The sequence below is a fragment of the Oceanobacillus polygoni genome (assembly GCF_008304605.1).
Classification (GTDB): domain Bacteria; phylum Bacillota; class Bacilli; order Bacillales; family Amphibacillaceae; genus Oceanobacillus; species Oceanobacillus polygoni.
Window position 1 is genome coordinate 17,910 of sequence record NZ_PIJY01000022.1, and the last position, 11,283, is coordinate 29,192.

Annotated in this window: 13 protein-coding genes; 6 read left to right on the forward strand and 7 right to left on the reverse strand. The window is 37.6% G+C overall.

The window, feature by feature from the left end:
• Nucleotides 1–7 precede the first annotated feature (7 nt).
• Together F1560_RS08380 and F1560_RS08385 are read right to left on the reverse strand one after the other, a co-directional pair.
• Nucleotides 8–1,099: a copper resistance D family protein gene (locus tag F1560_RS08380; RefSeq protein ID WP_149474189.1), complete on the reverse strand. Its 1,092-nt coding sequence runs from the start codon at nt 1,097–1,099 to the stop codon at nt 8–10.
• A 3-nt stretch (nt 1,100–1,102) separates the two neighbouring features.
• A complete protein-coding gene (locus F1560_RS08385) occupies nt 1,103–1,687 on the reverse strand; it encodes a copper resistance protein CopC (protein ID WP_187773669.1) in 585 nt (194 codons plus the stop codon).
• Nucleotides 1,688–1,874: 187 nt separating this feature from the next.
• On the opposite strand from F1560_RS08385, the gene F1560_RS08390 reads away from it, so the two are divergent.
• Together F1560_RS08390 and F1560_RS08395 are read left to right on the forward strand one after the other, a co-directional pair.
• Nucleotides 1,875–2,702 (forward strand): sensor histidine kinase, encoded by an 828-nt coding sequence (locus tag F1560_RS08390; RefSeq protein WP_149474190.1) that lies wholly within the window; start codon nt 1,875–1,877, stop codon nt 2,700–2,702.
• Nucleotides 2,703–3,344 carry a response regulator gene (locus F1560_RS08395; RefSeq protein ID WP_149474191.1) on the forward strand — a complete coding sequence of 214 codons (642 nt, stop codon included), beginning with the start codon at nt 2,703–2,705 and terminating at the stop codon, nt 3,342–3,344. It begins immediately after the preceding gene.
• 109 nt (nt 3,345–3,453) lie between these two features.
• Here F1560_RS08395 and F1560_RS08400 read toward each other — a convergent pair whose 3' ends face one another.
• Nucleotides 3,454–4,020: a CBO0543 family protein gene (locus F1560_RS08400; protein ID WP_149474192.1), complete on the reverse strand. Its 567-nt coding sequence runs from the start codon at nt 4,018–4,020 to the stop codon at nt 3,454–3,456.
• A gap of 217 nt (nt 4,021–4,237) precedes the next feature.
• Between F1560_RS08400 and F1560_RS08405 the strand changes: the two genes are divergently transcribed.
• The 3 genes from F1560_RS08405 (at nt 4,238) to F1560_RS08415 (ending at nt 5,925) form a co-directional block, all read left to right on the forward strand.
• On the forward strand, nt 4,238–4,459 hold the full coding sequence (locus F1560_RS08405) for a DUF2829 domain-containing protein (protein ID WP_149474193.1): 222 nt from the start codon (nt 4,238–4,240) through the stop codon (nt 4,457–4,459).
• 50 nt (nt 4,460–4,509) lie between these two features.
• Nucleotides 4,510–5,265, forward strand: coding sequence for a 3-oxoacyl-ACP reductase (locus F1560_RS08410; RefSeq protein ID WP_149474194.1), 756 nt, complete (start codon nt 4,510–4,512; stop codon nt 5,263–5,265).
• Between the two features lie 150 nt (nt 5,266–5,415).
• Nucleotides 5,416–5,925, forward strand: a complete 510-nt coding sequence (locus F1560_RS08415; protein WP_149474195.1) for a QueT transporter family protein — start codon at nt 5,416–5,418, stop codon at nt 5,923–5,925.
• A gap of 90 nt (nt 5,926–6,015) precedes the next feature.
• On the opposite strand, the gene dcuC is transcribed toward F1560_RS08415, so the two are convergent.
• Genes dcuC through F1560_RS08435 form a run of 4 tightly spaced genes read right to left on the reverse strand, consistent with a single transcriptional unit; the run spans nt 6,016 to nt 10,279 of the window.
• Nucleotides 6,016–7,437: a C4-dicarboxylate transporter DcuC gene (dcuC, locus tag F1560_RS08420; protein WP_149474196.1), complete on the reverse strand. Its 1,422-nt coding sequence runs from the start codon at nt 7,435–7,437 to the stop codon at nt 6,016–6,018.
• Nucleotides 7,438–7,469: 32 nt separating this feature from the next.
• Complete coding sequence (rihC, locus tag F1560_RS08425; RefSeq protein ID WP_149474197.1) at nt 7,470–8,390, reverse strand: ribonucleoside hydrolase RihC; 921 nt, start codon at nt 8,388–8,390, stop codon at nt 7,470–7,472.
• Complete coding sequence (gene rbsK / locus F1560_RS08430; protein ID WP_149474198.1) at nt 8,387–9,289, reverse strand: ribokinase; 903 nt, start codon at nt 9,287–9,289, stop codon at nt 8,387–8,389. Before rbsK ends, rihC begins: the two co-directional genes overlap by 4 nt.
• 15 nt (nt 9,290–9,304) lie before the next feature.
• Nucleotides 9,305–10,279 carry a LacI family DNA-binding transcriptional regulator gene (locus tag F1560_RS08435; RefSeq protein WP_149474199.1) on the reverse strand — a complete coding sequence of 325 codons (975 nt, stop codon included), beginning with the start codon at nt 10,277–10,279 and terminating at the stop codon, nt 9,305–9,307.
• Between the two features lie 251 nt (nt 10,280–10,530).
• Between F1560_RS08435 and F1560_RS08440 the strand changes: the two genes are divergently transcribed.
• Nucleotides 10,531–11,175, forward strand: coding sequence for a DUF421 domain-containing protein (locus tag F1560_RS08440; RefSeq protein ID WP_149474200.1), 645 nt, complete (start codon nt 10,531–10,533; stop codon nt 11,173–11,175).
• The last annotated feature ends 108 nt before the right edge of the window (nt 11,176–11,283 follow it).

Here is an 11,283-nt window from a genome sequence, read left to right on the forward strand (position 1 = left end):
TTTTTCGTTAGCGAACCACAACAGATATCATCAGCATGATGTATACATTCACCACTAACAAGCAGCTTATCAGAAAAGTTACTACTATCGATGCTTTTTTGTAAATCGATAATAGCACTAATCCTACTAATATTAAGGCTAGGAAAAAGAAATAAACGATATCTAAGTTAATCGTCAAGCCTATGGTGCTGCTGGAGTCGATGATGCCACCGTGAAATAGCTGGAATAAAGGTGAGACTGCATCATCCGTTAAGTAATTGCCGTGAGGAGGCGATTGCTGGGTGAAAAAAGCGGTCAGCGCAAAAATCACAAATAAAACAATGCCCTCTAACCGAATCCAAGGAATTGGATTAAAGGCCGCATCTTTTGATAGAAAATATTTCACCACGAATCCGTTTAACAAGGCATAGAAAACGAGTGGAATCAAGAATAAGTGTTTGATTAATAACCCTTGTCCATACGAAACCATCCACGAATCTGTATAGCCATCGACCATGACACCCATCAATAGGAATCCACTGAGCGCTGTAGCAACTAAACAGCCGATAGCGACCTTGGAAAACCAGCTTAAAAATTTCAGCCAATTATCTTGATTGGTCGCACACCAGCCAACCACAAGGACAACGCCAACCCAAATGCTGATAGCGGCTAAATGGATAAAGTGTCCGGTAATTCCTTTGATTGGATCCATAGCTCCCGCATGGCTTGACCAAGCAATGGTTAACATGAGCCCGAATGTTAATAATAAAGCTATAAAAGCGGAAATGCGTTTTTCCTTAGACCGCATTAAGGCAATTACGAGTACTAACAATGCAGAAACCATCAGGGTAAAGTTCCATGCATTACCGACAGTATAGCTTAGTAAAACTGTTTGTAAGGCTTCAGAAAAGCCCAGGCGTGGCGCAATAAATAAGGTAATATCAAGTACTGGCATAAAGGCCAAGATCGGTACTAGGAGGGCACTAATCAGTAAGTAATCCGTTGAAATTTTTACATCCGGACGATAGATGCTTGGAATAAGCAGAAGCAGAAATCCGCCTGCTAAAATCGCAAAGCATACATATAAAAGCGCCTGACTAATCATTACGAGCATGTCCATTTATTATCTCTTTCTTTTCATAAGTAAGATGTAGCCAACGATTGCAAGGATAGCTAAACCAATAATGACCATGATCATGGTAGAAGATGATTCTTCCCCTTCATTTATTTGTTCAGCGGAATCTGTTGCTGCATCATTCTCGACCGTTTCTGTTTCAGCCTGTTCTCCGGATTCTTCATCCTCAACTGCTTCTGATTCAGTTGATTCTTCCTCTTCCACAGCTTCCGGAACTTCAGCATCAACTGTAAATGTGAATTCTCCTTCTAGTGGGTGACCATCTGCACTAATAATACTCCAATTTACGTGATATTCATCATTTGCAAGGGGCTCAGCAACCGTACCTGTTAATGTTCCATCACCAATCTCGATATCTTGCACTTCCACAGCTTCTCCCGCTGTCGTCGTTACCTCAATAAAACTGCCTTGTTCAATTCCACCATCAAATTCAAGCACAATTTCTTCCAATGGTTCTGTTACAACATCCCCATCTGCTGGATTCGATTCTTGAATATGTGAGTGTGCAAACGCGCTAGTAGAAAAACACGTCACGAGCAACGCTGCTATTGCCGCGCTAAATATACGTTTCAACATAATTCCTCCCTTTCATGTATCGGCAACTTCTTTGAAAAAATGCGAGTTGCCTGTGTATATTATAAATCGAATGCTGAATCGTGCATAATACCTCGAAAGAGTGATTTAAACGTGAATTTGCTATAAATGGGTGATTAAATGATAAAATAAAGACACATTTTATAGTTAGAAGTGTGGTGAAGACTTGAAATATAATCAAATCAAATGGCTGATATTATTTATACCAACGATTACAATTGCCCTTTGGGAGTATATTCGGCATGAATTTCTCCTTTCGTACATTTCCATGGACATGGGGAATTTTTTATCTCCTATCTTAGTATTTATTGTTACGCTTGTCTTTTTACGGCATTTGTTTTCCATTTTAGAAAAAATGCAAGAAGAGCTGAGAGTAGCAAGGGCTAAGAAAGCTACACTTATCGAGAGAGAAAAGCTGGCAAGGGAGCTCCATGATGGCATTGCTCAATCGCTATTTCTATTGTCTGTGAAAATGAATAAGTTTGGCAGAAAGAATGATCTGGAGCATGATGCTGATTTTCAAAAAATAAAGCAAACCTTACAGCATGTGCACGAGGATACACGTCAAGCGATTACAAACTTGAAATACGTACCCAACGAGGATACGTTTAGCTGGACGGAAACGATCTACCAGTATGTAACGGAGCTGAAGCAACAGCATTACATGGATGTTCAGTTAGAATGGGAAATTCCAGAAGATGCATTGTCATCGAAAGAGAAAGTAGAGCTGTTTGCCTGCGTAAAAGAAGCTGTCATGAATGTCATTAAACATGCAAAAACAAATCAAGTATGGATTATTGCAAAGGAAATAGATCATGGGTGGATATGCCAAATTAAGGATCGGGGAATAGGATTCACCAATGAAAACATTCAATCTAGCACAGGATACGGACTCCAGATTATTCAAGATAGAGCAAGAGATATGGAATGGGAATTTTCGATAAAGAAAATTGAGAATGAAACGATCCTGGAAATAAAAAGGGAGGAAACCTAGATGCAACCTTTTCGAATCGTAATTGTGGACGATCACGTGCATGCAAGAGAAGCAATTCGGGAAATTTTAGAGGAGCATGAAGACTTTCTTATTGTAGGAGAAGGGAAGAATGGCGAGGAAGCGATTAAGCTTACGGAAGAATTAATGCCTGACATTATACTAATGGACATTCAAATGCCGGTAATGGATGGCCTAGAGGCGACGAAACGAATCAAGCTTCAATTTCCTTATGTCAAGATTGTCATGATTACAGTTTCGGATGATATCACTGATTTGTTTGATGCATTAAAGCAAGGAGCACAGGGCTATTTATTAAAAAATATCCAATCGGAAGCATGGGTTGACCATTTAAGAGCCTTTGCCGTAGATGAAGTTCCAATGTCCAAAGAAATTGCCTTTCAAATTTTAAAGGAATTTCCGCAAAGTAAGGCTGTAACGAAAGAGAACACGCCTTTATCTGCAAGGGAATTAGAAGTGCTGCAATTGGTAGCGAAAGGATTGTCCAATCGGGAAATTTCAGATACTCTTTTTATTTCCGAACATACAGTGAAAAGTCATCTGAAAAACATCTTGAGCAAACTCCATTTAGATAACCGCGTGCAGCTGACAAGCTATGCGTTTCAGAAAGGGCTGATGGATTAATAATGGGAGATGCTTTCATTGTGTGTGTCAAGGACTGGACTAATAAGCAAGAAAGAGCACAATGTCCTTATTCTGGATTTGTGCTCTTTCTTGAACAAAGCAAAAGATTTCAATAGCCATCTGATATTCTTTTAAAACTATCTATATTGCTGAACCAATACGCTATCAGGAAAAGGAATAGATAAATAAAAAAGTCATAAATAGTTGACCATCCTTTTGGGTTGTAAAAATCAATCAGTTCAAAAAAGTTCATGCCTATGAAAGCTCCAATGGCAGCAAATATTGCCCCTTTTAAAAGGGGATTAGCTTTTGGCTTAATTTGCAGTGTAAACATAATGGCAACAGGGGCCAAAGAAAAATGGTAAGGGAGAAATAACAATGGACCTATAGGTGAGAACACCATTGGATAAGACCAGAGTCCACTCGACAAAGCGACAAGGTCAATCATTAAGGATAAAATGATGGTGATAAAACCCCCGATTAGAAGGCGACCAGTACTTTGCTTGTTTCTAAGTAAAAACCATACGATCCAAGGAATAATAAATAGTCCGATTCCCAACCACCATTGCCAAGTAAACATAAAAACGTTAATGATTGTTTCGGACACCCCGTTTTCTACATCAACTAACTGTTCATTGGCTTTTTCAATTTGCTTTATTCCATCTTTAAATGTCATGCATTAATCCGCCTCCATAGATAGCCCACATTTTTAGCTCGGATTTTCATATGTGCTTTATGGTAGCTTTTGCAATTTATTTTCGTTTTATGTGTCTAACAGATTTATAAAAAAACTACTTCAAAGATGGACATTTTATTGGCTGTAATCACCTATTATTGTAATTCCCCAATCATTCCCTTATACTTTCCATATCAACAAATAAAGGATGATCAACGTGACATTTGAAGAAATTTTACCGCGCTTGAAAGCTGGAGAGAAGATTATTCGCGAAGGTTGGCCAGGCGCAGAGTTGTATGTGAAAATAGTTGGTGAAAGTGAAGTAGATGGCGAGCGACTGAATCCATACTTCCTGATAAATGTAGAGGGTGAAGGCTACACAATGTTTACACCAACAGTTTGTGATTTACTAGCAGCTGATTGGAAAATAGTTGAATAATAGGTGATAGCTCATGTGATGCATGGGCTTTTCTAATGGGCGGTGAAACGATGCAATTTAGTGAGTTTAGCGAAAAAGTTGTGTTTGTAACAGGTGCTAATTCTGGGATCGGATATGCACAGGCGGAAGCTTTTTTAAAGCAAGGAGCAACTGTTTTTGCGATAGATATAGAGGAAAATAGGCTTGTCCAATTAAAAAACACATATGGCGATACATTTGATTATGTACGTGGAAGTGTACGTGAAAAAAGTGACATAGAAGCAGCGGTTCAAGGAGCAATAGAGCAATTTGGGCGAATTGACATCCTTCTGAATACAGCTGGTGTTCTGGATGGCTATGCGAAAACACTGGAAACGGATGAGGTATTATGGGACCGGGTGATGGATACGAATGTAAAAGGGACGTATCATGTTACGAATGTGGTGTTATCCCATATGTTGGAAAGGAAAAAAGGTGTTATCGTGAACATGGCGTCAATTGCGGGTTTTGTCGCAGGTGGCGGTGGAGCGGCATATACCGCCTCCAAGCATGCGATAATCGGCTATACAAAGCAGCTTGATTATGATTACGCTCGTGATGGAATCCGTGCGAACGCGCTAGCTCCTGGTGCAATTCAAACACCGATGAACCAAGCAGATTTTGCGGGAGATGGAGAGGTGGCGAAATGGGTGGCAGAGGAAACGCCTGCAGGGAGATGGGCAAAGCCCGAAGAGGTTGCGAACCTCACGCTGTTTATTGCAAGCGAAGCAGCGGATTATATCCATGGGGCTGTTATGCCGATTGACGGTGGATGGACGATGAAATAGTCCTATTCATTTCCTTCACCTTTTGTTATACTACCGAAGTAAGCTTTTTTGCTTGCACTATGGCACTTAGCTAGGGCAACCATGCTCTCATCCTTTGGTCATAGTTATTACTAAAATAGCCATATGCTATTTTACAAAGGAGAAATAGAAATGAATACTCAGGCGTATCGTGAAACGTCACGCACTTCTACTATTGACCTAACCAAAATAGGTCTCGTTGCTGCGCTCTATGTTGCAGTGACCCTCATCTTATCCGTTATTAGCTTTGGAGCAATCCAGCTAAGACTATCCGAAATGTTTAACTATCTGGCAATCTTTCATAAGCGCTATATTGTTGCGGTTACATTAGGGGTAGTTATCGTTAACTTCCTATCACCAATGTGGTTTCTCGATGTCCCAGTCGGTGGGATAGCAACCTTCCTTGTTCTTATTCTTTCAAGAGCAGTAACAAAAAACATCAAAAATTTAAAAGTGAAAATGGCAGTGACAGCGATTATTTTTGCATTGTCTATGTTTACTGTTGCTGGGCAGCTGTACATTGTTTTTGATTTGCCGTTTTGGGTGACGTATGTAACGGTTGGAATTGGTGAGCTTTTATCGATGACGATTGGTGGTATTATTATTTATTTGGTTAATAAGAAGGTTGATTTAGCGAAATAGAAAATGATGACTATAAATTACTCTAGTTAGAGTATAGATTATAAAACCCATGCATCTTATGCATGGGTTTTATGTTTTTAATTCGTGAGGTTATAAAAATAATATCATAGACAATATAAACATAAATATGACACCGGATATCATTGGAACAGAGGTCCTCTTAATTATGTTAATTGGATCTACTTTCAGCGTTCCGGCAATAATCAATACTACTGCAGCAACTGGAGAAACTGATCTAAATAAGTTTCCAGCTAGCCCCATAGGAATACTAACTGCGATTGGATTAATTCCAGCAGCTTCGGCTAAAGGAACCATCAGTGGTATCATTGCGAAGAATAAAGCAATACCGCTTCCACTTAGTATTACAATTAATGCTGTAAATCCAACCAGAACCAGTGGTAAAACATAATCAAGTCCTTGTCCTTGTATGTTTTCCATTGATACTTGCAGGGTTTCAATCAGCCCAATAGATTGTAGACCTGCCACAAATACAGAAGCAGCTACTAACAGAACCACCACTGAAATCATATTACCCATACCCGAAAAGAATTTTTCAGTATTGGATAACACATCTTTACTATTTTTATTGCGAATTAACTCACAAATTATAGCTAAAATAAACGAGATTAATACTGCAATTTCTACACTAATTGAAACAGATACTTGAGTTGTAAATTCTAATATAAAAGAAACTAACAAAATAATTATTGGAAACACCGGCAAGATAGCATAGACTGTTTTAAATAACATACCGCCTTCTATTTCCTTGAATACTTCTATTTTAACATCTTTAATAGATTCGGTATTTCCAGCCTTTTTATCCATTCTCTTTTGCCAGAAATAGTGAACGATCGCCATGAATAGTATGGTTGGCACTGAAATCATGGCATGGTAGCTAAAAACATATTGTGTAACTGTTAAATCACTAAATGCTGCATACTTCGCTAATTCCTCTGCAACAGCCACATTGTCACTTCCAAGTGGAGTTGGAATAATTGTTGCAGAAGTAGCTATAACTGCTGCTATACTAAGAGTAGTCATACCTGCATTTTTCATTACAGGATAAAGTGTGGCTAATAATAAAATAGCTAGTGTTGAAGCACTTGGTATAACTAAGGATAAAACGTTACCTAATAAAAATATAATAGGAACTAGTAGATATACAGATTTTATCTTGCTAACTGGCTTTGTTAACATTTGAACGGTTAAATCGTTAGCTCCGATTGATGACATATAGGCTGTATATCCACCTAATATTAAAATAATTAATCCGGCTGAGGACAATGTTGACTTGAATTGCTGCACAACAACTTGCAGAGGGTCTAAAAGTGCAGACCCAGTCGGGGTAAAGTCATTAAATACAATCTCGTTACCCATGACGATACTAATTAACAATAAAACGATACCCATAAGAAATAGGGGGATTTTAATATCCATTTTCTTAATAAGCATATAAACAATTACTGCAACCGCTAACAATGCTGAGCTATACATGATAAGGTTGTCCAACATAGATGATTCCTCCCTGAAAAATGGATAAATGCTTACTTACATTTTCTTAGATTTTCCATTAACCATTTTTTAAACTCAGTTGCATTAATATCTACACAAACTTTTACGTTGCTTTCTTGTTTCATATAACCTTTTAAATCTACTATTGTAACTCCTTTTGTTAAGTCCCCGTTCAATTCAATGTCTACATAGGTATCCACAGTTGTGAATAAATCTGGTTTTAATAGATAGGCTACTGCACAACTATCATACATTTTTAGACCGCTATTAAAGCTACCGCCTCTGTATTTTTTGAATAAATGATAAATCATATTACCAGTATCATTCATTTCTCTGAGTACTTCACTATCTTCTGGATAAACTAAGGCTTTCATACCGACATCGAGTCCAGCCATCACGATTGGTAAGCCGCTTGAAAATACGATCTTTGCTGCTTCGGGGTCAGCATAGATGTTAAACTCTGCCATAACAGAAACGTTCCCACGCCCTGTCGATCCACCCATTAAGATAATTTCAGCTATATTTTCTTTAACTTCAGGATAAAGTTTAAAAAGTAGAGCAATATTTGTTAAAGGGCCGATTGGAAGGAGAGTGATTTTCTCCTCGCTACTCATAATTTCTTTATGCATAGCATTTACGGCATGCTCGTCCAATAATAAACTTTCATCAGGTTCTTCAAAGTTGTAGCCGTCCATCCCTGTTTCACCGTGAATATCACTTGCATCAACTGGATCCACAATTAATGGTGTGGAGGCACCTTTGGCAACGGGGATTTCTTTATTAAAAAACTTTAGAAGTCGTAAAGTATTATAAGTTACTTTTTCAAGGCTCACATTTCCGTTAACAGTTGTAATTAAACGAACATCCAGTTCCTCATTAAATAGAGCTATTGCCAATGCAACCGCATCATCAATTCCTGGATCCGTATCAATTATTATAGGTTTTTTATTCATCTTAGTTCCTCCTCGTTTTTCCTAATAAAAGCTATAATTTCTTTCCTATCAGGTATTCCACCTTGCGCACCAAATTTTTCTACAGATAAAGCTGCTGCTGCATTTGCGAAGACAATTGCCTGTTCCAACTCTCCTGTTCTAGCTAACTCTGTTGCTAAAGCACCGTTAAAAGTATCCCCAGCTCCAGTTGTATCTTTAACATTTACCTTATAGCCAGGAATGGATATCGCTTCCCCTGACTTTGATATGAATTTAACTCCATGTTCCCCTTTGGTTATAATCATTTTTTCTTTAATAGATTCTGCTAAAGACATTTCAGATATTGATAGAAATTCAATCTCATTTGGTGTTAGGTAGGTTACTTTTTTCAATATGTCTTCTGGTATAATTTGAAACGGTGCAGGATTGAGAATAACAGGTATTTTATGTTTATAAGCAAAATCAACAGTATATTGTACAGTTTCTATTGGTATCTCAAGTTGTAAAAGAATAATATCGTTAGCTAAAATAATATCTTGAGCTTCATCAATTAATTTGGGGGTCAATTTAGAATTAGCTCCTGGAGAAACAATAATTCGGTTGTCATTATCCAATACTGTTATTGCTGCAACACCTGTTGAAATATCAGGGATAATTTTAATTCCCTTTTCGCTTATACATTCTGATTTGAAATGTTGTAAAAGAGTTTTTCCAAAGGTATCGTTTCCAATAGCGCCAATCATCGATACATCTGCTCCTAGCCTAGCAGATGTTACTGCTTGATTAGCTCCTTTTCCACCGGGATAGGTTTCAAATCTCTCTCCTAATATAGTTTCACCTTTCTTAGGTAATTTTTTAGTTGTAGTCACTAGATCCATATTAATGCTTCCAATAACGCAAACGCGGGGATGACTGTTCATCATCTTAGCTCCTTTTCATGTTGATTCTCTAGTAATTAATTTAACCTTGTGTTCTTCTGATTTAATAACTGTATTAGGGTGTTCAATCTTTTGAATAAGTATCTCAGCTGCTCTTTTCCCAATATTATAAATGGGCTGTGCCATAGTAGTTAGAGAAGGAGATGTAATGTTTCCTAGCTCTATCCCGTCAAAGCCAATAACGGATAACTCATTTGGTATCTTAATCTTTAACGATTCAGCAGCCTTTAACACACCAACCCCCATTAAATCATTTGCTACGAAAATGCCGTCTATTTCAGGGTTACTCTGTAATAACTTCTTTGTTGCTTCAAATGCGTCATTCACAGCATAGTTTCCTACACATATGAAGTCACTATTGAACCATTCTTCATCCCTAACCTCATCTAAATAACCTCTAAATCTTTCCCTAGCATTACTTATATTCTCAGGGCCAGAAATGTGAGCGATTCGTTTACAGCCTTGTTTTTTTAAATATTGAACAGCCTGTCTAGCCCCTTCATAGTTATTTACGGTAACAGAAATTAAATTGGGATTGATCTTTCGGTCAAGTGCTATTAGTGGGACTTTCATATCTTTAACTTGACTTGTTGTCATCGTACTTGAAACTAGAATGATGCCATCAATCGATTTTTGTAAAAGAGCATTTAGATAGGTTATTTCTTTATCATTCTGATTATCTGTATTACATAAAATGAATGTGTAGCCATGTTTATTAGAAATGTCTTCCACTGCTCGAGCTAATTCAGGGAAGAAGGGGTTCATAATGTCAGGAACAAACAAAGCAATCATTTTTGATTTACCTTTGAAAAGACTACGTGCAACATCATTTGGACGATAGTTCAATTGCTCAATTGCCTGTCGAACTCGTTGCATTGTGCTTTCATTAACATAACCATTATTATTTATCACTCGAGATACTGTAGCTACTGAAACATTTGCTAATTTAGCAACATCCCTAATTGTTGTCATAAGCAGACCACCTTTTATCAACCTATGTAACGGGTTACATATCATAAAAAAATAAAAACGCGTATGTAACCCGTTACATATATATAATAAAACGTTTTCATTGTAATGTCAATAGAAAATTAAATGATAATTTTATCATTTAATTGCTTTACAATGATTTTCTACATTAGATTTTCCCAAAATAGGAGATTTAACAGTATAAAAAGGACTATCCAAATAAAACTAAAAAGAAAAGGAAGGAGAGCCTCAGATTGGATTGGCATTTAATATGGAAGTCAGTAATCATGATTATCGGTGGAACATTTTTGTTACGAATTGCAGGTAGAAAATCGATCTCCCAAATGACGCTCACACAAACTGTAATTATGATTGGAATAGGGTCATTGCTTATTCAACCAATAGCAGGTGAAGATATATGGAGTACGTTATTCGTCGGGTTGATCCTTGTTTTGACATTGGTAGTAATGGAGTTTCTACAGATAAAAGGAGATCTATTCGAAAATATTATCACAGGTAAATCGAAAGTATTAATTATCAATGGTAGCTTGCAGGAAAAGAATTTGAAAAAGTTAAGGATGACGGTGGACCAGCTTGAAATGGAATTACGGGTACAAAACGTTCAACGAATGGAAGATGTTCAGTGGGCGACATTAGAACCGAATGGGCAGGTTGGATTATTGTTGAAAGAAGAAGCCCAGCCAGTGACAAAGAAAGAATTTAAGCAATTAACAGCTTTAATGGAGGACTTAAAAAGAGAGCTGAATCAACAAACACAGTACAATGAACAATTGATGCAATTAAATAGGGAACAACTACCGCCCGAACAGCAAGAGACTATTTTTGCTGAAATACAAAGGAAGTCACATAAAAATACCCCGCCAAAACATTTACAATGAATAGTTGGTGGGGCGTTTTTTATCTGTTTTAGGCGAGAAGACTTCATCCTCAACGTAGTAGGGTGGAGATGAATCGCCTTCGGACAAGGGGGAGCTCTAGCTATCTCA